Source organism: uncultured Roseobacter sp. (assembly GCF_947493125.1).
Taxonomy (GTDB): domain Bacteria; phylum Pseudomonadota; class Alphaproteobacteria; order Rhodobacterales; family Rhodobacteraceae; genus Roseobacter.
Genome location: NZ_CANLQB010000007.1, coordinates 170,432 through 190,658, shown reverse-complemented (window position 1 = coordinate 190,658; position 20,227 = coordinate 170,432). Strand labels below are relative to the sequence as shown.

Genomic DNA, 20,227 nt, shown 5'->3' with positions numbered 1-20,227 from the left:
CGACGTCGGATTTTCAGGAAAACAAGGGATGTGCGGGGGATCCAGGAGGTTTGGCATTTCGGGCGCTTGCCCCGTTGCGCGGGCGCGGCGTTAACCTTTCATGCAGAGGGCGCGACCGTGAAAAAGGCGCGAGGGGTCCCGCGCCTTTTTCGGTCTGTCCGGTGAGGTCGCTCAGAGACCCAGCGACGCCTTGTAGAGCGCGATCTGGTTCTCGCGTCCGATCTGGTCGGTGATCTTCTCCCAGGCGGCTGCGATGGCATCGGCCGTTTCCTGGGCCGACCCATACTGTCCCGCATAGCCCTTCGCGAGCTCGTCCTCAGCGACCGAGTAGTATTGGAAGATGCCCGGAATGCGCGGCTCGATGGCGGCATTGGGGTGGTTGTAGCTGTCCGCGTTCGAGCCGAGATAGTCCTCGATGAAGGCGCGGTCGTAGCCGGCCTCTTCCCACTCCTCGAACTGGAAATGCGACTGGCGGTAGGGTTGGAAACCCGAGGGGTAGGCCGAGGCCCAGAGCGACAGGTCCTTGCCGCCCAGATGGGCCGCCGCAGACCAGGCCGCCTTCTTCTTCGTCTCATCGCCTTCGACCGTCGCCATCACGTAAACGCCCCAGCCGATATAGGCCATGTTGGGCGCCTCGTTGTGGGTCTCTTCCCATGCGCCCGCTTGCGCATTGTAGACGCGGTCGGAGGCCGGGTTGATGCCAAAGCCCACCACGTCGCCGACCACCGAGGTGTCGGACGTGCGCGCCGAGGAGCCCACGTCACCCCACCACATCAGCATCGAGCCGGTGCCGGCGAGGAACTGCTGGAACGCGGTGGTGCCCGGGTCCGCGTTGATCTGGTCTGCGGGGTAGGCGCCCGCTTCGATCAGGTCCATCACGTCCTGGATCGCCTGCACCCACGCGGGGTTGTTGACCATCGGCGTCATGGTCTCCGGATCGAAGAGCCATGCGGGGCTGTTCGGATGCTTGGCGTAAGCGGCCGCCCGGTTTTCGAGGAAGTAGAAGCCGAAACCCCCCCAGCCTTTCAGGGGGTCGAGATAGCCATGCGCGGGCAGGCCGGTGAGCGGATCTTCCTTGCCAATCAATTCCTTACTGACCGCGTTGATCTCCTGCCAGGTGGTCGGCACCTCAGCGCCGCCGATGCCATCGGGGCCGAAGTAATCCTTACGATACGCAAACGAATGGCAATCACCGTCGATGGAGACCCGATAGGTCTTGCCGTCCCAGGTGCCCACGGGATCCTTGAGGTAGTCGACATAGTCATCCATGTCGATCTGCTCCTTGACCCAGTCGGGCATCTCGGAGGCCATGCCGCGGCCGAGCACGTCACCCTCGAACGGGGCACCCATTTCGATGATGTCGAAATCCACCGTGCCGGTCGCAATCGACTGCTGCAGGCGCGCGTTGTAGTCGGCTTGGGCCAGGTCGATCCAGTTGATCTTGGCGCCGGTGTAAGCCTCCCAGGGTTTCAGAAAGCCACGAAACAGGAAGTTGTGCAGGTTCTGGTTGTTGAGCCCCATGAAGGTGAGCTCGACCCCTGCGAACTCCCCCTCGGCCACGTTCTCCCTGGTGGCGCCAAGGCACAGCTCGCCCACCTTTTGCCAGTCGCTGTCGGTCGGCGAGCCTGCGCCCACACCGGGGATCTTGAGGATCTCCGCCCGCACGTTGCCGTGCCCGTCAGCTTGGGCCGCGCCCTTCGGCATCATCGCCACGGCACCCAGCGCGGCACTGCCTTTCAGCAACTGACGCCGGTTCATTTTCTGGGCCGCTCTGATGTAGTTGTAGAGCTCTACTTTCATATCCATCCTCCCTGGATTTCTGTGACAGGTCTTGTCGGTGGGCAGATGGCCGCGCGGTTTTGATGTGTCGCGTTCTTGGTCGCAGTGCCAGATGATCCCCCCACGAAATGTCACTATGGTCGAGATTTACCTCAAGTCAACAAATGCCTCGTGCCGGGCGTAGACAAGGCAAACCCCTTTCTCTAGCATCGAAATTCGAAGGCGGGGGAGGCAGGACATGGCCGGTGTCACAATTCAGGACATCACGAAATCCTACGGTGCTGTGCAGGTCATTCATGGGGTCAATATCGATATCCAGGATGGCGAATTCGTGGCTCTCGTGGGCCCCTCCGGATGCGGCAAATCCACACTTCTGCGGATGATTGCGGGGCTGGAGCCGATCAACGGCGGCACCATCGCCATCGGGGGCCGGGTGGTGAACAATCTGCCACCCGCCCAGCGGGATATCGCCATGGTCTTTCAGACTTATGCGCTCTATCCGCACAAGTCCGTGGCCGAGAATATGGGCTTTGCCCTGAAGGTTGCGAAGACGGACAAGGGTGAGATCGCGCGCCGCGTCAAGGAGGCGGCGGAGATCTTGAGCCTGACGGAATATCTGGATCGCAAGCCCCGGCATCTCTCCGGCGGGCAGCGGCAGCGTGTGGCCATGGGCCGCGCCATCGTGCGCGACCCGCAGGTGTTTCTCTTCGACGAGCCGCTGTCGAACCTCGATGCCAAGCTGCGCATTCAAATGCGCACGGAAATCAAGGAGTTGCACCAGAGGCTCAAGACGACAACCGTTTTTGTCACGCATGATCAGATCGAGGCGATGACCCTGGCAGACCGCATCGTCGTGATGCAGGCGGGCCGGATCGAACAGGTCGGCACGCCGCTCGAGCTTTACGATCACCCCGCCAACGAATTCGTCGCCACCTTCATCGGTGCGCCTTCCATGAACCTGATCGACGGCCAGCTCAAGACCGGGGTCATCGATCTCGGCGGACATGAGCTGCCGTACCCCGACAGTATCGCTTCGGGGCCTGTGCGCCTTGGTGTACGTCCGGAGCATCTCCGGCTGGTGGGGGAGGGTGAGGGTCTGCCCATGCAGGTCAAGGTGGTGGAGCCGACCGGCTCCGAGACCATGGTGTTTCTCACCTTTGGCGGCCAGGACATCACCGCAGTCTTCCGTGAACGCCATGAGTTTGCGCCGGGACAGACTATCTCCCTTCGGCCTGATCCGGCACATCTGCATTGCTTCGATGCCGGCACCGGGCGGCGGATTGGATAGCGGCCATGGCCGCCCGCACCATCCTCTGTTTCGGCGACAGCAACACCCATGGCACCTGCGCAATGCGCACGGCAAGTGACCGGCGACGCCATCCGCGGGCAGAGCGCTGGCCCACTGTGATGGCGGCGGATCTGGAAGCTGACTGGGAGGTCATCGCCGAAGGCCATCCCGGGCGCACAGCGATTTTTGCGGACCCCATCGAGGGGCCACACAAAAACGGGCAGGCTGCGCTGCCGGTGCTTCTGGAGACGCATCGGCCCCTGGATCTGGTGATCGTCATGCTGGGGACGAATGACCTCAAGGCACGCTTCGGGCAGTCCGCGTATGATGTGGCCCTGGGGGTGCGACGGCTTGCGTGCGACATTCAGGCATCGGACAGCGGGCCGGGCGCGGCTGCACCCGAGGTCCTGCTGGCGGCGCCGGCGTGTGTCAGGGAAGCGGGCGTGCTGGCGCAGACCTTTGCGGGAGCGGAGGCCAAGTCTGTCGAGGTGCCGCGCCTGATCGCCGCTGTGGCAGAACGGCAGGGCGTACATTTCGCGGATATGAGCGCCGTGGCGGAGGTTGATCCGGTGGACGGCGTTCATCTCTCCTCAGCGGCTCATGCCGCCATCGGTGCGGCGTTGGCCACGGCCGTACGAGAGATCTTCAAGGACTGATCAAGGAAGGACGACGACATGCTCAAAGGATTGGACCCGCTGCTGAATGCGGATGTGCTCTATGCGCTGCGTGCTATGGGACATGGCGATGATCTGATCATCGCGGACACGAATTTCCCATCCGACAGCGTGGCGCGGGAAACCGTGTTGGGCGAGGTGCTGCGAATCGACCGGCCTGCAGCAGAGGTGGTGCGCGCCTTGCTTTCGGTCTACCCCATCGACACCTTCGTGGACGATGCCGCGGCCCGGATGGAAGTGGTCGGCGAGCCAGATACAATTCTTCCGGTCATGGAGGAGGTGCAGGCAGAAGTCGATGCGGTTGCGGGGCCAAAGATGCTTGGGATCGAACGCTTCGCCTTCTATGACCGCGCCAAGCAGGCCTATGCGGTGATCCAGACCGGCGAGCGCCGTTTCTATGGCTGTTTTGCTCTGCGCAAGGGTGTCGTGCCGCCCGATGCGGAGGCCTAGGCCATGGGCAAGGTCGTTATCCTTGGGGTCTTCGTGGCCGACACCGCCTATCGGGCAGACCGCATGCCGCGCATGGGGGAGACGATTCTGGGCAACAGCTTTGCGCTTGGGCCGGGCGGCAAAGGCTCGAACCAGGCGGTGGCCTGCGCAAAGATCGGGGCGCAGACCCATATGATCTCCAAGCTCGGGCAGGACGACTTTGCCAAGCTGGCGCTCGACACCTGGGCGGCAGCGGAGGTCACACCGCATGTGGATCATATCGCCGACAGCTATACCGGAGCAGCCTATATCTTTGTGGAAGAAAGCTCCGGCGACAATGCGATCATCATCGCGCCAGGAGCAGCAGCGCTGATCGGGGAGGCCGATATCGAGGCGCGCGCCGATCTGATCGCCGGTGCGGATGTCTTTGTCACCCAGTTGGAGCAACCCATGCCCGCAGCCCTGCGCGCGCTGCAGATTGCCCGCGACGCCGGAGTGATGACCATCCTCAACCCGGCCCCGGCGGCGGAGCTGCCGGAGGGGATGCTGGCGCTTTGCGACTACGTCACGCCCAATGAGACCGAATGCGAGGCTTTGACCGGGATAACGGTAGAGAACGCGGAGGACGCGGCGCGTGCGGCCGAGGCGCTGCGCGCGCTCGGCGTGGGCACTCCGATCATCACCATGGGCGCGCAGGGCGCATATCTCCATGGGCACGGCTTGGTCCCGGCCGTCAACGCAGGCCCCGTGGTGGAAACGACAGGGGCGGGGGATGCGTTCAACGGCGGCTTTGCAGCGGCCCTTGCGGAGGGCTTGTCCGCGCTGGAGGCCGTAACGCTCGGCTGTGCCACAGCGGGTCTCTCAGTCACGCGCCCGGGCACAGCGCCCGCGATGCCGGACCGGGCAGAGGTCGACGCGCTGCTCAGGCGTTAGGCTGTTCACCGATGGCGTCCCGCGCGACGGAGACGGCTTTCAGGACGGCGAAGACCTCTGCGCCGGGCGCGAGTGACAGCGCGTCGGCGGAGCGCCGGGTGATCCTCGACAGGAGCATCGCGTCGCCGAACGCCAGCTGCACAAGAACACCCGGACCGGCGCCAAAGCGCAATTCGTTGACCCTGACCTTCAGCACATTGAGCGCCGAAATGCCGGAGGGCCGTTGGGTGGCGAGCATCACATCCTGCGCCTCAATCCAGACCCGGACGTGCGTTCCGGGTGGCTGTGTCACGCGAGGCAACAACAGTTTGGCCCCCGCCGTCTCCAGTGTGGTCAGACCGTCATTGTGATGCTGGGTCACCTGCGCATCGAGCATCGCGCCCGCCGCGCGGACGCCGATGGGTGTGATCGCCGGATCGCTGAGCACATCTGCAGCGGGCCCTTGCCGCGCCACGCGCCCGTTGCTCAGCGCGACGACCGTTGTGGCAATGCGGGCAACCTCGGCTGCAGCATGGCTGACATAGAGGATCGGCACGGAGACTTCATCGCGCAACCGCTCGAAGTAGGGCAGGATCTCCGCTTTCCGCTGCTCGTCCAGAGCGGCCAGCGGCTCATCGGCCAGAATGATCCGCGGACTGGCCAGCAGTGCCCGTCCGATGGCCACCCGCTGTCGTTCGCCGCCTGAGAGATGCGCGGGTCTGCGGGCGAGCAGGTGCCCGATGCCCAGCAGATCCACGATGCGGCCGAGGTCTTCGCGCGGTGCGGTCTTGGGGGCAAACCAGCGTCCATAGCCCAGGTTCTGTCGGACAGTCAGATGCGGAAAGAGCCGCGCATCCTGAAAGATGTAACCCACTCGGCGCCGGTGCGGAGGAGTGGTCTCTCCGGTGGTGCTGTCAAAGAGCACCTCCCCATCGGAAACGATCCGGCCCGTCTCGGGACGTAACAGGCCGGCGACAGCGTCGATGATCGTCGATTTGCCCGCACCCGACCGTCCGAAAAGCACCGTAATGCCGGTGGGCGCTTCGAAGGCGACGTTGAGCTCGAACCCGTCAAAGCGGTGCTGCATTGCGACGGACAGCGTCATGGCTCGCGCACCTTACCTGCGGCGCGGCGTGCCACCCATTCCGACAGCAGGAGCGCTCCCATCGCGATCACCACAGAGACGACGACCAACCGCCAGGCGGCACGCTCACCACCCGGCACCTGAAGAAAGGCATAGATCGCCGACGGGATGGTTTGCGTCTGCCCGGGGATGTTGGAAACGAAGGTGATGGTTGCGCCGAACTCGCCCATCGCCTTGGCAAACGCCAGGATGGCCCCGGCAATGACCCCGGGCAGGATCAGCGGCAAGGTGATTGTCAGAAAAACCCAGAGCCGGGACGCGCCGAGCGTGGCAGCTGCTTGTTCCAGTTTGGGATCAACGGCCTCGATCGACAATCTCATGGCTCGGACCATCAGCGGGAAAGCCATGACCGCAGCGGCCAGCGCGGCGCCGGTCCACCGAAAGGCGAATACGATGCCCATGGCCTCCAGCGTGCGGCCCAAAGGCGTCTGCGTACCGAAGCTGATCAGCAGCAGGTACCCGGTCACCACAGGGGGCAGTATAAGCGGCAAATGCACCAGACCGTTGAGCAACTGCTTGCCGGGAAACTGTCGACGCGCCAGAACGTAGGCGACCCAGAGACCCAGCGGCAGGCTTGCGAGTGTGGCCCAGAACGAGACCTTGAGCGACAGCAGCACAGCTTGCCATTCGTCGGGTCCAAGCCAGCCGGTCACGGGCGCGCTCTGGGTACGACGAATCCGTGATCGACAAGCTGCGCGCGCGCGGAGGCCGAGGTCATGTGGCTGAGGAAGCTCCGCGCTGCCGGTGTCGCGCCGCCTGTCACAAGGGCTGCGGGGTATGTGATCTTTGGATGGCTCTCCGGTGGGAAGGTGGTCAGCGCGGTGACCCTCGGGTCTGCGGTGGCGTCGGTGAGGTAGACCACACCAAAGGGGGCCGCACCGGTGGCCACCAAGGCGAGGGCCGCGCGCACGTTGTCTGTCTGCGCGACCTGCGGTGCGACCTGGGTCCAGAGGTCGAAATGAACCAGGGCAGCCTTGCCATAAATTCCGGCGGGCACCGCATCGACCAGGGCCATTGCAATCCGTGCGTCGGCCAAGCGGGCGGCCAGTGCCGCGCGGTCCGCGGGGATGGGATCAACGTCGCGACCGTGCGCGATCAACACGAGGCGGTTCCCCGCGATCTCGATCTGGCTCGCCCCGTCCACGGCGCCGCGCTCAGCCAGCCATTCCATCCAGTCGCTGCTGGCCGAGATCACCACATCCGCGGGCGCTCCGAGCGAGACCTGCCGGGCCAGAATCGATGTGCCCGCATAGGAGATCACAACCTCATGGCCCGTTGTCGACGTAAAGTCTGCGGCGATCCGATCCAGCGCGGTTTTGAGGCTCGCGGCGGCGAACACCGTAATCTGCTCTGCCTTCGCCGACGTGCTGATGGCCGACCAGAGGCCGATGACCAGAACGGCCAGACCTAACGCCCAAAGGCCCCGGCGCTCAGCCATGAAACCCCTGCGGAGCTGTGAAGTTCTGCGGTATCGCGACTGCGCCGGGGTAGGTCATGGGTCCACAGTGTTGCACCTCCGCGGCGGTTGCAAGAGGGGGCGCGGGGAGACCCTGAAGCGGGGTGCCAATTCTGCACATCCGGTTGTGCCCGATTGATCGTTTTTGCAAAGGCGCGTTTCGACTATCCTGCAGGACCAGACATAGGGAGATCGCCCATGCGTAGCATCGAGGATATCCTCGCTATCAGCGTTGACCGCAAAGGCTCGGAAGCCGCCGTATTCGACGGTTTCGTGCCTCCAAAACCGGCTGCCGAGCTTGCAACGGCGCCGGATGATCGTTGGCTGGCGGCGATGACCCGCGCGATCTTCAACGCCGGGTTCAACTGGAAAGTGGTGGACTCTATGTGGTCGGGGTTCGAGACGGCTTTCAAAGGCTTCGATCCCGGCGTCTGCGCCATGATGGATGATATCTGGTTCGACAGGCTGATCGCGGATACGTCGATTGTGCGTCATGGCTCGAAGATACAGGCGGTGCAGGAGAATGCCGTCTTCCTGAATGCGCACTCACGTCAGCATGGCAGCTTCGGTGCTTTTGTGGCCGGTTGGTCGCCGGAACAGTTCACCGGTCTGCTTGAGATGCTCAAGTCCGATGGAACGCGCCTGGGTGGCACGACGGGTCAGTATTTTCTGCGTGCAATGGGCGTCGACGGCTTCATCCTGTCGCGCGATGTGGTGGCCCGCTTGATTGCGGAGGGTGTGATCGACAAGCCACCGACCTCGAAAGGAGCGATGCGCTCCGTACAGGCTGCCTTTTCCGAATGGCGGGGCGAGTCCGGCCTGTCTTTGAAGGAGATCAGCCGGATCCTGGCTACAAGCACGGGTTAAGTGGGACGCGATGCCGTTTCCGCTGGTGCCTCCCGCAGCTGTGCAGCGCCGAAGGTGCTCAGCACCAGAAGAACTGCGGCGGTTCCGAGGCACAGCGGCAGGCCGCCAATCTGATAGCTGAGGCCCGAGAGCACCGTGCCCAACAGGCGCCCCGCAGCGTTGGCCATATAGTAGAAACCCACATCCATCGTCACCCTGTCGCCGCTGCTGAAGGCAAGGATGAGATAGGAATGGAGGGCGGAATTGACGGCGAAGAGCGCTCCGAACAGCAGCAACCCGACGATCAGCGTCACGGTGAACCAGGGGGTGGGGTCCGGCGTGAGTAGGCTCAACAGGGCGAGTCCTGCGGGGAGGGCGATCAGCGCGGCAACCCATCGGCGCGTCTCGCGAATAATCTCTGCTTCGGGGCGGGCCCGGGCCTTCAGCAGTCTCGGGGCCACCGTCTGCACACCGCCATATAGGATGATCCACAGGGCCATGAAACTGCCGATGGTGAAGAAGGCCGCGCGGTTGCCGGCCACGGTTCCATCGGACAACACGGCGTAGAAGTAGATCGGGATGCCGACCACGAACCATACATCGCGGGCGGCGAAGAGAAACACCCGCGCAAAGCTCAGCCAGTTCACATTGGGGCTCTTGGAGAAGACCTCGCGGAATTTCGCATCCTTGCGGCCGCTGGGCAGGCCCGATGGCATCTTCCATATGATAACGATCAGGATCAGAGCCAGTATCGCCGCCATGCCCAGCACCGCGCCCTTGAGCCCCACCCAACCCAAGAGCAGCGCGCCGATGAGGAACCCCAGCCCCTTCACGGCGTTCTTGGAACCGGTGAGCAGCGCGACCCAGCGGAAGAGCCCACCCTGTTCGCTCGGCGCCAGCAGCTTGACGGCGGATTTGGCGCTCATCTTCGAGAGGTCCTTGGCCACGCCGGATGCGCCTTGCACCGCCATCACGAAGATCACCGAGGCCGCGACCGTCCAGGAGGGGTCAAGCTGGGCGAGGGCGACCAACGCAGCCACCTGCAGCGCCAGCCCGGCGTAAAGGGTCGAGGTCAGGCCAAAGCGCGCCGCAATCCAGCCTGCGCTGAGGTTGGTGATCACGCCGGCAATCTCGTAGAGCACAAAAAGATAGGCGAGCTGCACCGGAGAGAAGCCCAGCGTATGGAAGTGCAACAGCACCAGCATGCGCAGGGCGCCGTCGGTCAGCATGAAGGCCCAATATGCCGCCGTCACCGCCACATAAGCCGCTCCGGCGCGCTGCATCTTCAAAGGCTCCCGCCGACCATGAGCGCCACGTCCACGAGGCGGTTGGCATAACCCCATTCGTTGTCATACCACACGTAAACCTTCAGCTGCGTACCGTTCACCACCATGGTGGAGGGCGCATCAACGATGCCGGAACGCGGGTCGTTTGTGTAATCGGTGCTGACGAGCGGGCGGGTCTCATAGCCGAGAATACCGTTCAATTCCCTTTCGGCAGCGGATTTGAACAGCCCATTGACCTCTTCGACCGTCGTCTCCCGCTCCAACTCGAAAACACAATCGGTGAGCGATGCATTCAGCAGCGGCACCCGCACGGCGTGGCCATTCAGACGGCCTGTCAGCTCGGGGTAGATCAGCGTGATCGCTGTCGCACTGCCCGTGGTTGTGGGGATCAGCGAGTTCAGCGCAGAGCGCGCCCGGCGCAGGTCTTTTGCGGGGCGGTCCACGATGGTTTGTGTGTTGGTCACGTCATGGATCGTAGTGATCGAACCGTGCCGAATGCCGAGGTTTTCATGCACGACCTTGACCACGGGCGCGATGCAATTGGTCGTACAGCTGGCCGCCGTGACAATCTGGTGCTGTGCCGGGTCATAGATCTCGTGATTGACGCCATAGACGATATTGGCGGTCGGGCCATCCTTGACCGGGGCGGAGACCACGACCTTCCTTACGCCGGCTTCGAAATAGGGCGCCAGTGCGGCCTCGCTTTTGAACGCGCCTGTGCAGTCGATCACCACATCCACAGCTTTCAGCGGCAGTGCCCCCAGATTGGTTTCGCTATGCACGGGCAGCCGCGTGCCGTCGATGGTGAGGCTGTGTTCATCCGCGCTGAAGTCGGCGGGCCATCGTCCGTGCACCGTGTCGAACTCCAGCAGATGCGCGTGCATCGCCGCATCGCCGACCGCATCGTTGATCCAGGCGATTTCGGCGCCACGCTCCAGCAGCGGGCGCAGGGCGAGCTTTCCGATCCGGCCCAGACCATTCAGGGCGTAGGTGGTCATGCAGGTGTTCCTTCCAGATGGTCTTGACCGATGGTGTCCACGGCAGCTTGCAGCGAGATCGTGTCCAATGTTTCGATAGGCAACGCGGTAAAGGCCTTCAGCCGGTTTAACAGCGCGCCATAGGTCTGCTGAAACGCGAGCTGCTGTTCCGCCGGGCTGCCCGTTGCCTTTACCGGGTCGGGCAAGCCCCAATGGGCGCTGATGGGTTGACCCTCCCAGGCGGGGCAGTCCTCGTTGGCGGCCTGATCACAGACGGTGAAGACAAAATCCATTCTGGGGCTCTCGGGTGTCTGATACTCCGATGTGTGCTTGGCGCTGAGCAGCGATGTGTCATGGCCCTTGCCCTGCAGCATCTCAATCGCCAGCAAGTTCGGGCTGGTGGCCGGGGCCGTCCCTGCGGAGTAGGCGGTGAAACGTGTCGCATCCAGATCCCGCAGGATGGCTTCGGCAAAGATCGAGCGGGCGGAATTTGCGGTGCAGATGAACAGGACGTTGTAAGGCCTTTTGGTCGTTTGGCCCGCCTTGGTCAATGGCGGGCAGAGGTCCGGTCGGCCCCGGCAACAGTCCATGAAGAGAAAGTCGATCACTTCGGCCGCGGCCTCTGTGTTGGCGCTGTAGCGCAGCGAGGTGCCGTCTCGCCGCTGCCTGATCAGTCCGGCATCGGTCAGTGAGGAGAGGTAGACGGAAGTCGTGGAGGCTTTGAGGGCCAGCACGCTGGCTATTTCACCCGCGGGTAACTGATCGGGATAGCGGCGCATCAGCAGCCGGAAGACAGCCAGCCGATGCGGATGACTGAGAGCGGACAGACGAAGAAGCGATTCTTTTTCCATATTTCATGAATATATGAAATACACATGGCCGCAAGTGCCTGTGCGACTGATCTGAGGCACGCCCATATTGCTCTTCAGCGCTGCCGCTCCTTGTGGTGATATGACTTTGAAGCCGTCTGCACGGTCGATGGACCGGGCATCGGCTGGCCTAGCCCCGAGAGCGATTTCGTAACATTACCAACCGCATAACGTCTGCTGGTGTTGCAACGACACGCAGAGCCAGCGGGGAAACGCCCGCCAGGTCGGGCGACGCCCCAGCGTGCAGATCATCGCCTGCAGCGATATGGTATCGAACCGGGCATCAAAAAGGCGCGTCCGTTTCCAGACGCACCCCACCTACCGTTTTCGCATCAGACTAGTGGCGCACCACGTGCACGCTGCAATTGGAATGTCGCACCACACGCGCTGCGTTCGGCCCCAGCAGGTAGTCTTTGAAATCTGGCTTGTGCGCTCCGATCACGATCAGCCCGCAGCCGGTCTCCTGCGCCACGTGCAGGATCTCCTCATAGGCCTTGCCGGTCGCCACCACATGGCGGACCATCGCATCCACATCCGAACCAATGCTTGCCGTGATCTCGTCACTGAGCAGTTGGCGCGCCTCGGCCACGGCTTTCTCGTGATGATCCGCTTCGAAGAAACTGCCCACGATGCTCTCGCCGAAATCGGGCACCACTGTCATGACATCGAGGGAGGCCCCGTCGAGATCCGCCAGCTTCTTCGCCACACGTAGGACCTCGGCGTCCTGACCCTTGTGGCTGACGTCGATGGCGCAAAGAACGGGACGGCTCATGCTGTGGCTCCTTCCGGGGTGTCTTCCTTGCCCATGCGACCGCGCTGCAGCAGGACGACGAGGCCAAGCAAGAACAGAGCGGGTATGAAGATCAGCTCCTTCGGCATCTGATCCGCGGGCGCCTTGACCTCTTTGATGGTCACGAACTCGTCGCCATAGAAGTCATAGGCCTGGAAGGTTTCGGCATAGGGTGTGCCGAACATCGGCTCTTCTAGAACGATCTGGTCGCCTTCCTCCAGTGTCAGCAGGCCAAGCGCGTCCATGCGCGTGCCCGGCTCCTCATCGCCGATGGCAACAAGCAGCGTCGTCTCGGTGATGTCGCCGGTATCGAAATCCGGGCCGCTCACAATTACGCGGAACTCGCGCCCTGCCGATGCCGCTTCGACCTTTTCCGCAAACTGCTGCGGCGGGATGTTTTCAAACGGTGGCTGGATCCGGTTCATGAAGAAATCCGGGCGGAAGAGCGCGAAGGCGATGAAGATCAGCACGATGCTTTCGTAGATCCGGTTACGGGTCAGGAAGTAGCCCATGGTGCCCGCAGTGAACACGAGGATCGCAATGGTAGCCGTGATGAACACCAATATCCCCTGAGCCCACCCCACGTCGATCAACAGCAGATCGGTGTTGAAGATGAAGACGAAGGGCAGGGCAACCGTGCGCAGGCTGTAGAAGAACGCCACGAAGCCCGTCCGGATCGCATCGCCGCCGGAAACCGCGGCAGCCGCGAAACTGGCAAGGCCCACAGGCGGCGTCACGTCTGCCATGATCCCGAAATAAAAGACAAAGAGGTGCACAGCGATCAGCGGTACAATCAGCCCGGATTGCGCGCCCAACTCCACTACAACGCCGGCCATAAGCGAGGAGACGACGATGTAGTTCGCCGTAGTGGGCAAGCCCATGCCGAGGATGAGGCTCAGCAGCCCCACCATGATCAGCATCAGGATCAGGTTGCCGCCGGACAGGAACTCCACGAGGTCCGCCATCACCTGACCGACACCGGTCAGCGTCACCGTGCCCACGATCACACCGGCAGTAGCTGTCGCCAGACCGATGCCGATCATGTTGCGCGCGCCGTCAATGAGGCCTTGCAGCAAGTCCACTACACCGTCTTTAAAGGCGTTCGCCATGTTGTTCTCGCCACGGAAGATGGACTTCAGCGGGCGTTGGGTCAGCAGGATCACGAAGAGCAGCGCTGTCGCCCAGAAGGCAGAGAGGCCGGGCGATTTCTGCTCGATCATCAGGAAGTACACCAGCACGATGATCGGCAGCAGGAAGTAGAGACCCGCTTTGTAGATCTCGCCCACCACCGGCAATTCGATTTCCTCCGCGTTCGGGTCATCGGGTTGCAGATCCGGCACCTTGGCCGCGAAGTAGAGCAATATGACATACGCAAGGAACACGAGGCCGGAGAGCAGCAGGCCGGAGTTCGGCAGAGCCGAGGTGATCCAACGGACCGGGTACTGTACGCCGTAGCATAAGAGCGCGAAGCCCACGAAGAACGCCGCCATACCGCCGATGGTCTTGCCCATCGACACCACGCGGTTGCCAAGCGTCGGCATGTTGTTCTTCACCGCTTCCAGATGCACGATATAGACCAGCGCGATGTAGGAAATCGCGGCCGGCAGGAAGGCGTGGGTGATCACCTCCACATAGGAGATGCCTACATATTCCACCATCAGGAAGGCGGCGGCCCCCATCACAGGCGGCATAATTTGGCCGTTGACGGAGGAGGCGACCTCGACCGCGCCGCCTTTCTCGGCGGAGAAGCCCACGCGCTTCATCAGCGGGATGGTGAAGGTGCCGGTAGTCACCACATTTGCGATGGAGGAGCCCGAGATCAGGCCCGTCGCGGCGGAGCCGACAACGGCCGCCTTTGCGGGGCCACCGCGCAGGTGACCAAGCGCGCCGAACGCCATCTTGATAAAATAGTTGCCCGCGCCCGCCTTGTCGAGCAGGGCGCCGAAGAGCACGAAGAGGAAGACGAATTTTGTCGAGACCCCGAGTGCTATGCCGAACACCCCTTCGGAGGTGATCCACATGTGGCTCATCGCCTTTTGCAGCGAGGCGCCCTTCCAGCGGATTACGTCCGGCACGGCTTGCGAGGAGCCGAAGAACACATAGAGCAGAAATATGGTGGCGATGATCGCCATTGCGGGGCCAAGTGCGCGGCGCGCGCCTTCGAACAGAATGATCAGACCGACCAACGCAAACCACTTGTCGGTGTCATCGGCCAGCCCACCGGACCGGACGATTTTCTCATAAAAGATGAAGCCATACATAGCGATAAAGGCCCCGACACTCGCCATTACCCAATCATGGATCGGGATGTAGTGTCGCGGGGAGGACTTCAGGGCCGGATACGCCATGAAGGCGAGGAAGATTGCAAAGGCGAGATGAATGGACCGGTCATTGTTGATAATCGAACCTGGCAGAACGATGTTCGAAACAGGCGAAGCTAGGATGACCTGAAAAACGGACCATACGATCGCCACGATGGCCAGAAATGTGCCAACTGGACCAGCTGGATTTCGCGCCCCGGCGTCCGATGACGATACAAGGTCCTGGAGTTCTTCTTCGGACAGCGCGCGGCCGCCGCTTGTCTTGTCTGCCATTCTACTGTCTCCCTGACACGCCGCGTTTTTTCTGCGGCTTTTTTGTCTTTTAGTGTGCCCGATGTCGGGCAGGCGAGGGCGGCGGACCGCCCCCGGCCAGTGGCTTAGAAGGTCGGTTTACTCGATCCAGCCCTTTTCCTTGTAGTACTTCTCCGCGCCCGGATGCAGTGGTGCGGAAAGGCCTGCGGTGGCCATCTCTTCCGGTGTCAGGTTGGCGAAGGCCGGGTGCAGCTTCTTGAAGTCTTCGAAGTTGTCGAAGACGGCCGATACCACCGCGTAGACTGCGTCTTCACTCACCGCCGTGGAGGTCACAAAGGTCGCACCGACACCGAATGTGGCCACATCGGAGTCGGACCCGCGATACATGCCCCCGGGGACAGTGGCCTTACGGTAGAAGGAGTTCTCGGCGACCAGTTTGTCGATTGCCTCGCCGGTGACGCTTACAAGCACCGAATCACAGGCAGTTGTCGCTTCCTGAATCGAACCGGACGGATGACCGACGGTGTAGACCATCGCATCAATCTGGTTGTCGCACAGGGCTGCGGACTGTTCGGCTGCTTTCAACTCAGTCGCCAGCGCGAAGTCATCCGCCGACAGCCCCTTGGCTTCGAGCACGATCTCGGTGGTGCCGCGCGCGCCCGAACCTGGGTTGCCGATGTTGACGCGTTTCCCAACAAGATCGCTGAACTCGGTGATCCCGGAGTCGGCGCGCGCCACCACGGTGAAGGGTTCGGGGTGGACGGAAAACACCGCGCGCAGCTCTTCGAACGGCCCCTGCTCTTCAAACTGGGAAGAGCCATTGTAGGCGTGGTACTGCCAGTCGGACTGGGCCACACCGAACTCCAACTCGCCTGCGCGGATGGTGTTGATGTTGTAGACCGATCCACCGGTCGATTCCACCGAGCAGCGGATGCCGTGATCCTTGCGGCCCTTGTTTACCAGACGGCAGATCGCGCCACCGGTGGGGTAATAAACGCCGGTCACACCACCCGTCCCGATGGTGATGAACTCTTCAGCCATAGCCACTGGCGCGGTCATGACCGCGACAGCTGCACCAGCGACCGTAAGTTTCAATCCTTTGAACATAGTTTTCTCCCTTATTTGGATTATGGATTGTTTATCAGCCGTTCAGACCCTGTTGTAAACGGCGGTTGCTCAGATTCACCTTCGCTATAAGCTCGCACAAGGTTTCTGCGGACATGCGCAGCAACACGTAGGCAAACGCCTCTGCCAGAGGCGAGAAACGCGTGTGGCGAGAGCGCGACTCCGAAGCCTTCGTGGCCGAACTCGGCTCCAATGACGCATATCTGGGGTCCATGCCGTCGCGGTTGTCCATGACTGATTTTGCGTTCTCAGGGTTCAGAAAACCCACAACACGGCGTGGCAGCGTTCTGAGAAGGTTGCCGCCGAGCACTGACACTCTGATCTTACGTGGTCCGGCCACCCAGATCCCCCAAACCGCAACGCTTCACCGGTGCGAACACATTGTCAACGCGGGCTCCATATGTTTCACAGTTGGTGAGCGAAACGGGGAAATGTCCAATGTCACATGTGTTTGCAAGGCACTCTAGATCCGATCTTCGACGTGCGTCTATAGGTAAAGGTACGTATCTTTATGACGCTGACGGCAACGAGTATTTTGACGGATCGGGGGGTGCTGCGGTGTCTTGCCTGGGCCACGGCGACCCCGATGTCATCGCCGCGATACAGGAGCAGGTTGCACAGCTGGCCTATGCCCACACCAGCTTTTTCACCTCCGAGCCGGCCGAGGAGTTGGCGGACCGCCTGGTGGCCGCAGCGCCCGGTGATCTGGACAAGGTCTATTTTGTCTCCGGTGGGTCCGAGGCGGTAGAGTCGGCGCTGAAACTCGCGCGGCAATACTTCGTCGAGATTGGCCAGCCGGAGCGGCGGCACTTCATCGCCCGGCGGCAGAGCTATCACGGCAATACGTTGGGCGCGCTCGCCACGGGCGGTAATGTCTGGCGCAAACAGGCTTTCGCACCGATCATGGTCGAGACGTCGTTGATCTCTCCCTGCTACGCCTATCGCGGCCAACAGCAGGGCGAGAGCGCTTTTGACTATGGTCAGCGGGTCGCCAATGAGCTGGAGGCGGAGTTGCAGCGGTTGGGGCCGGAGAGCGTCATCGCTTTTGTCGCTGAACCGGTCGTCGGAGCCACTCTGGGCGCTGTGCCGCCCGTTGAGGGCTATTTCAAACGGATCCGCGAGATTTGCGATCAATACGGAATCCTGCTGATCCTTGATGAGGTCATGTGCGGGATGGGGCGTACGGGCAGTCTTTTTGCGCATGAGCAGGAAGGTATCACCGCGGATATCGTCACCATCGCGAAGGGGCTGGGGGCAGGTTATCAACCCATCGGCGCAATGATGTGCACGAGCCAGATCCATCAGGCCATCGCCGATGGGTCCGGGTTCTTCCAGCACGGCCACACTTACATCGGCCATCCGACAGCCTGTGCGGCGGGCAACGCAGTCCTGAAGAAGCTGACCGGTGGCCTGGTCGAGCGTTGTGCCGTGATGGGCGAGAAACTTCAGGCCGCGTTGCAGTCCGATTTTGGGCAGCATCCGCATATCGGGGACATTCGTGGGCGCGGCCTCTTTCGCGGCCTGGAGATCGTCGAAGATTGCGCCGCGAAGGCGCCTTTCGACCCGGCGCGCGGTATCAACAAGAAGATCAAGAGTACCGCGATGGAGAACGGTCTGGCCTGCTACCCGATGGGCGGTACGGTCGATGGTCAGAACGGAGATCATGTGCTTCTCGCGCCACCATTCATCCTCGAAGACCAGCACATCGACGAGATTGTTTCCAAGCTCAAAAAGACGTTCGCTTCGGTTCTCTAGTCGAGATTGAAGCCAATATTGCGAATGAAGGTGCCGAAATCTGTTCGTTGCGGGGCTGCGTACATGCGAGCCTTTGCCTCCGACCACCGAGGTGCGTCGGCGCCATTGAGCCTCCGCGTATCATAAGCGGTAATCTCCTCGCGCGTGATGTCACGGAAATGATCGTGATGGACCGTGCTGCCCAGGGGCAAGCGCGCGCTGATGCCTCCGCGCTCAGCGGGATAGCCGACTGCCATTCCAGCAACCGGAAAGACATGATCCGGTAGCATCAGAAGATCCCTGACCTCGGGGAGATGGTTACGAATTGTGCTTATCGGACAGCACCCCATGCCAATGGCTTCCGCCGCAGTCATGAAAGTGGCCAGCGCGATGCCGGCGTCCACGCTGGCATTGAAGAAGGCATCGAGATGGTCGTTGGGGAAGGGCTGGGCATGCACGTCCTGCACTTGGCGTTGCCGTCTGTTGTTGGCCAGAAAGACCAGCATCGCCGGCGCATCGGCAACCCAGGTTTGCGCAGCAAGCAGGGTCTTGAGTGCGTTGAGTAAATCCTGGTTGGTGACGATCAGGATATCGCGTTGCTGCAAGTCGCTCTTGGATGGGGAGCAGAGTGCCGTGGCGCAGAGCGTTTGCAGGCGCTTCAGATCAATCTGCCGATCCGTAAACCGGCGACAGGAGGCGCGCGCGGCCAGGCGTTTCAAGGCGTCACTGTTTTCAATATCTTCAGGGACGTTGGGTGCTGTGCCAAATCGGTCTTCCAGCAGATCTGAAAGCCTAGCGCCAGACATCTTTGACCCTCGCGTATTTGTAAGGTAGCCTTACAGAAAACATAAGTACATATTCCTTCTCGTTAGCTATGCTGGCGTCTATACCAGTCAGATTATGGGAACATGCCGCGGGATGGGAAGCAGGTTTGACCCAGGACACCACCGTTTTGGAAGTCTCGGTCTGGCGCGGAACAGCGTTGGACGGTGCTTACGAGCTCTTTGAGGTTCCCGCCCATGAGAACCAGACCATTCTTGATGTGGTGTCGTGGATCCAGCAGTACGCTGACGCGTCCCTTACGTACCGTTTTGCCTGCCGTGTCGGCATGTGCGGATCCTGCGCAATGATGGTGAATGATCAACCTCGCTGGACCTGCCGCACACATGTGAAAAAGGTGCTGAAGGATCGCCGCGTCCGGATCGGGCCTTTGCGAAATCTGCCAGTGATCAAGGATCTGGCCGTCGATATGGATCGGTTCTTCGACAAATGGGTTGCAGCGGGAGGCGCGCATGTCCCCAGTGCCGGTCGCGGCGACCCCATTCCTGCCGTTGATCCTGAAGAAAGCGCCCGCGTCAAGGCCAGCGCGGGGATCGAATGTATCAATTGCTCCATCTGCTATGCCGCCTGCGATACGGTTGCAGGAAACCCTGACTACCTGGGACCAGCGGCGTTGCAACGGGCGTGGACCTTGCTGAATGATGCGAAACACGACGCGCGGGCTCAGATTCTCGACGCGGTGTCCGGTACAGGAGGGTGCCACAATTGCCACTCGATGGGCAGTTGCACCGTGTTTTGTCCCAATGATCTGGATCCGATGTCTGCAATTGCTGGCTTGAAGCGCGAAACGGCGCGCGGCTTCTTTCGCAGGCGCGGTGGCTGATGCTTGACCTGCGATTGTACATGCTGCAACGGATCACGGCATTGATCATGGCGCCACTGACGCTCGGTCATATCGCGGTCATGATCTATGCCGTGCAGGGCGGGCTTTCGGCGGAAGAGATCCTGGGTCGGACGCAAGGCTCGCTGTTCTGGTTTCTGTTTTACGGCAGTTTTGTTGTGGCGGTCTCGCTGCACGCGTCGATTGGCTTGCGCGTCATCCTTCACGAGACAATGGGACTTGCCGGTCGTACGTTGTCGGCGGCCACCCTGGGTGTCGCCGCCGGTCTCCTATTCATGGGCGTTCAGGCATTGATCGCCGTAACCTGGCCTGTGAGCGCCATATGAGGCCTGCGCGCGCGCATCCGCTTTGGCTGGCCTTTGTGCTGCATCGCACGTCTGGCCTTGCTTTGGCTCTGTTTTTGCCGCTGCATTTCTGGGTCTTGTCGCTGGCGCTGACACAGCCTGAGCGATTGGACGCATTTCTGAGTTTCACAGAACAGCCGATTGTCAAACTCGCCGAGTTTGGACTTGTCTTCCTTCTGGCTGTACACATGTTTGGTGGCCTGCGACTGATGGCCCTGGAGTGGCTGCCATGGTCCGCACCACAGAAGACACTCGCGGCTGGTGCGGTCGGCATTGCCGTGCTGATTTCGGGCACGTTCTTCCTGCAGGTGGTGTGAGCG

Annotated in this window: 20 protein-coding genes; 9 read left to right on the top strand and 11 right to left on the bottom strand. The window is 61.8% G+C overall.

The window, feature by feature from the left end:
* Nucleotides 1-171: 171 nt before the first annotated feature.
* A complete protein-coding gene (locus Q1A71_RS16375; RefSeq protein WP_299678644.1) occupies nt 172-1,800 on the bottom strand; it encodes a substrate-binding domain-containing protein in 1,629 nt (542 codons plus the stop codon).
* 217 nt (nt 1,801-2,017) lie between these two features.
* Between Q1A71_RS16375 and ugpC the strand changes: the two genes are divergently transcribed.
* The 4 genes from ugpC to Q1A71_RS16355 are packed head-to-tail and all read left to right on the top strand — an operon-like array spanning nt 2,018 to nt 5,103.
* Nucleotides 2,018-3,067: a sn-glycerol-3-phosphate ABC transporter ATP-binding protein UgpC gene (gene ugpC, locus Q1A71_RS16370; RefSeq protein ID WP_299678642.1), complete on the top strand. Its 1,050-nt coding sequence runs from the start codon at nt 2,018-2,020 to the stop codon at nt 3,065-3,067.
* 5 nt (nt 3,068-3,072) lie between these two features.
* On the top strand, nt 3,073-3,723 hold the full coding sequence (locus Q1A71_RS16365; RefSeq protein WP_299678639.1) for an SGNH/GDSL hydrolase family protein: 651 nt from the start codon (nt 3,073-3,075) through the stop codon (nt 3,721-3,723).
* A gap of 18 nt (nt 3,724-3,741) precedes the next feature.
* Nucleotides 3,742-4,191: an RbsD/FucU domain-containing protein gene (locus tag Q1A71_RS16360; RefSeq protein WP_299678636.1), complete on the top strand. Its 450-nt coding sequence runs from the start codon at nt 3,742-3,744 to the stop codon at nt 4,189-4,191.
* A gap of 3 nt (nt 4,192-4,194) precedes the next feature.
* Nucleotides 4,195-5,103, top strand: a complete 909-nt coding sequence (locus tag Q1A71_RS16355) for a ribokinase (RefSeq protein WP_299678633.1) — start codon at nt 4,195-4,197, stop codon at nt 5,101-5,103.
* On the opposite strand, the gene modC is transcribed toward Q1A71_RS16355, so the two are convergent.
* From modC to modA, 3 genes are read right to left on the bottom strand one after another with little or no spacing between them, the layout of a single operon-like run.
* The gene (modC, locus tag Q1A71_RS16350; protein ID WP_299678630.1) at nt 5,093-6,187 is read right to left on the bottom strand and encodes a molybdenum ABC transporter ATP-binding protein; all 1,095 of its coding nucleotides are present in this window, start codon (nt 6,185-6,187) and stop codon (nt 5,093-5,095) included. The genes Q1A71_RS16355 and modC overlap by 11 nt on opposite strands.
* Nucleotides 6,184-6,879 carry a molybdate ABC transporter permease subunit gene (gene modB, locus Q1A71_RS16345; RefSeq protein WP_299678627.1) on the bottom strand — a complete coding sequence of 232 codons (696 nt, stop codon included), beginning with the start codon at nt 6,877-6,879 and terminating at the stop codon, nt 6,184-6,186. The genes modC and modB overlap by 4 nt, the downstream gene beginning before the upstream one ends.
* Nucleotides 6,876-7,664, bottom strand: coding sequence for a molybdate ABC transporter substrate-binding protein (modA, locus tag Q1A71_RS16340; RefSeq protein ID WP_299678624.1), 789 nt, complete (start codon nt 7,662-7,664; stop codon nt 6,876-6,878). The genes modB and modA overlap by 4 nt, the downstream gene beginning before the upstream one ends.
* Before the next feature lie 216 nt (nt 7,665-7,880).
* On the opposite strand from modA, the gene Q1A71_RS16335 reads away from it, so the two are divergent.
* Nucleotides 7,881-8,549, top strand: a complete 669-nt coding sequence (locus Q1A71_RS16335; RefSeq protein WP_299678621.1) for a DNA-3-methyladenine glycosylase I — start codon at nt 7,881-7,883, stop codon at nt 8,547-8,549.
* On the opposite strand, the gene arsJ is transcribed toward Q1A71_RS16335, so the two are convergent.
* The 6 genes from arsJ to Q1A71_RS16305 all read right to left on the bottom strand — a co-directional run bounded on the left by arsJ (nt 8,546) and on the right by Q1A71_RS16305 (nt 16,130).
* Nucleotides 8,546-9,811, bottom strand: coding sequence for an organoarsenical effux MFS transporter ArsJ (gene arsJ / locus Q1A71_RS16330; RefSeq protein ID WP_299678618.1), 1,266 nt, complete (start codon nt 9,809-9,811; stop codon nt 8,546-8,548). The genes Q1A71_RS16335 and arsJ overlap by 4 nt on opposite strands.
* Nucleotides 9,812-9,813: 2 nt before the next feature.
* A complete protein-coding gene (locus Q1A71_RS16325; RefSeq protein WP_299678615.1) occupies nt 9,814-10,812 on the bottom strand; it encodes an ArsJ-associated glyceraldehyde-3-phosphate dehydrogenase in 999 nt (332 codons plus the stop codon).
* On the bottom strand, nt 10,809-11,642 hold the full coding sequence (locus Q1A71_RS16320; protein WP_299678612.1) for a helix-turn-helix domain-containing protein: 834 nt from the start codon (nt 11,640-11,642) through the stop codon (nt 10,809-10,811). The genes Q1A71_RS16325 and Q1A71_RS16320 overlap by 4 nt, the downstream gene beginning before the upstream one ends.
* 355 nt (nt 11,643-11,997) lie before the next feature.
* The gene (locus Q1A71_RS16315) at nt 11,998-12,432 is read right to left on the bottom strand and encodes a universal stress protein (protein WP_299678609.1); all 435 of its coding nucleotides are present in this window, start codon (nt 12,430-12,432) and stop codon (nt 11,998-12,000) included.
* Nucleotides 12,429-15,044, bottom strand: a complete 2,616-nt coding sequence (locus Q1A71_RS16310) for a TRAP transporter permease (RefSeq protein ID WP_299678606.1) — start codon at nt 15,042-15,044, stop codon at nt 12,429-12,431. Before Q1A71_RS16310 ends, Q1A71_RS16315 begins: the two co-directional genes overlap by 4 nt.
* Nucleotides 15,045-15,161: 117 nt before the next feature.
* Nucleotides 15,162-16,130, bottom strand: coding sequence for a TAXI family TRAP transporter solute-binding subunit (locus Q1A71_RS16305; RefSeq protein ID WP_299678603.1), 969 nt, complete (start codon nt 16,128-16,130; stop codon nt 15,162-15,164).
* A 456-nt stretch (nt 16,131-16,586) separates the two neighbouring features.
* Between Q1A71_RS16305 and Q1A71_RS16300 the strand changes: the two genes are divergently transcribed.
* Nucleotides 16,587-17,903: an aspartate aminotransferase family protein gene (locus Q1A71_RS16300; protein ID WP_299678600.1), complete on the top strand. Its 1,317-nt coding sequence runs from the start codon at nt 16,587-16,589 to the stop codon at nt 17,901-17,903.
* Here Q1A71_RS16300 and Q1A71_RS16295 read toward each other — a convergent pair.
* Entirely contained in the window at nt 17,900-18,688 is a 789-nt protein-coding gene (locus tag Q1A71_RS16295; RefSeq protein WP_299678597.1) for a nitroreductase family protein, read from the bottom strand. The genes Q1A71_RS16300 and Q1A71_RS16295 overlap by 4 nt on opposite strands.
* Before the next feature lie 125 nt (nt 18,689-18,813).
* Here Q1A71_RS16295 and Q1A71_RS16290 point away from each other — a divergent pair, with 125 nt between their 5' ends.
* The 3 genes from Q1A71_RS16290 to sdhC are packed head-to-tail and all read left to right on the top strand — an operon-like array spanning nt 18,814 to nt 20,224.
* Entirely contained in the window at nt 18,814-19,545 is a 732-nt protein-coding gene (locus tag Q1A71_RS16290) for a 2Fe-2S iron-sulfur cluster-binding protein (protein WP_299678594.1), read from the top strand.
* Nucleotides 19,545-19,889 carry a succinate dehydrogenase gene (locus Q1A71_RS16285; RefSeq protein WP_299678591.1) on the top strand — a complete coding sequence of 115 codons (345 nt, stop codon included), beginning with the start codon at nt 19,545-19,547 and terminating at the stop codon, nt 19,887-19,889. Before Q1A71_RS16290 ends, Q1A71_RS16285 begins: the two co-directional genes overlap by 1 nt.
* Nucleotides 19,886-20,224: a succinate dehydrogenase, cytochrome b556 subunit gene (sdhC, locus tag Q1A71_RS16280; RefSeq protein WP_299678588.1), complete on the top strand. Its 339-nt coding sequence runs from the start codon at nt 19,886-19,888 to the stop codon at nt 20,222-20,224. Before Q1A71_RS16285 ends, sdhC begins: the two co-directional genes overlap by 4 nt.
* The last annotated feature ends 3 nt before the right edge of the window (nt 20,225-20,227 follow it).

Coding starts and splice junctions, on each gene's coding strand:
- ugpC (WP_299678642.1), top strand. CDS start 2,018: ATGGCCGGTGTCACAATTCAGGACATCACGAAATCCTACGGTGCTGTG.
- modA (WP_299678624.1), bottom strand. CDS start 7,664: ATGGCTGAGCGCCGGGGCCTTTGGGCGTTAGGTCTGGCCGTTCTGGTC.
- Q1A71_RS16315 (WP_299678609.1), bottom strand. CDS start 12,432: ATGAGCCGTCCCGTTCTTTGCGCCATCGACGTCAGCCACAAGGGTCAG.
- Q1A71_RS16325 (WP_299678615.1), bottom strand. CDS start 10,812: ATGACCACCTACGCCCTGAATGGTCTGGGCCGGATCGGAAAGCTCGCC.
- Q1A71_RS16310 (WP_299678606.1), bottom strand. CDS start 15,044: ATGGCAGACAAGACAAGCGGCGGCCGCGCGCTGTCCGAAGAAGAACTC.
- Q1A71_RS16285 (WP_299678591.1), top strand. CDS start 19,545: ATGCTTGACCTGCGATTGTACATGCTGCAACGGATCACGGCATTGATC.
- Q1A71_RS16305 (WP_299678603.1), bottom strand. CDS start 16,130: ATGTTCAAAGGATTGAAACTTACGGTCGCTGGTGCAGCTGTCGCGGTC.
- Q1A71_RS16300 (WP_299678600.1), top strand. CDS start 16,587: ATGTCACATGTGTTTGCAAGGCACTCTAGATCCGATCTTCGACGTGCG.
- Q1A71_RS16365 (WP_299678639.1), top strand. CDS start 3,073: ATGGCCGCCCGCACCATCCTCTGTTTCGGCGACAGCAACACCCATGGC.
- Q1A71_RS16375 (WP_299678644.1), bottom strand. CDS start 1,800: ATGAAAGTAGAGCTCTACAACTACATCAGAGCGGCCCAGAAAATGAAC.
- sdhC (WP_299678588.1), top strand. CDS start 19,886: ATGAGGCCTGCGCGCGCGCATCCGCTTTGGCTGGCCTTTGTGCTGCAT.
- Q1A71_RS16360 (WP_299678636.1), top strand. CDS start 3,742: ATGCTCAAAGGATTGGACCCGCTGCTGAATGCGGATGTGCTCTATGCG.
- Q1A71_RS16355 (WP_299678633.1), top strand. CDS start 4,195: ATGGGCAAGGTCGTTATCCTTGGGGTCTTCGTGGCCGACACCGCCTAT.
- Q1A71_RS16335 (WP_299678621.1), top strand. CDS start 7,881: ATGCGTAGCATCGAGGATATCCTCGCTATCAGCGTTGACCGCAAAGGC.
- Q1A71_RS16295 (WP_299678597.1), bottom strand. CDS start 18,688: ATGTCTGGCGCTAGGCTTTCAGATCTGCTGGAAGACCGATTTGGCACA.
- Q1A71_RS16320 (WP_299678612.1), bottom strand. CDS start 11,642: ATGGAAAAAGAATCGCTTCTTCGTCTGTCCGCTCTCAGTCATCCGCAT.
- modC (WP_299678630.1), bottom strand. CDS start 6,187: ATGACGCTGTCCGTCGCAATGCAGCACCGCTTTGACGGGTTCGAGCTC.
- arsJ (WP_299678618.1), bottom strand. CDS start 9,811: ATGCAGCGCGCCGGAGCGGCTTATGTGGCGGTGACGGCGGCATATTGG.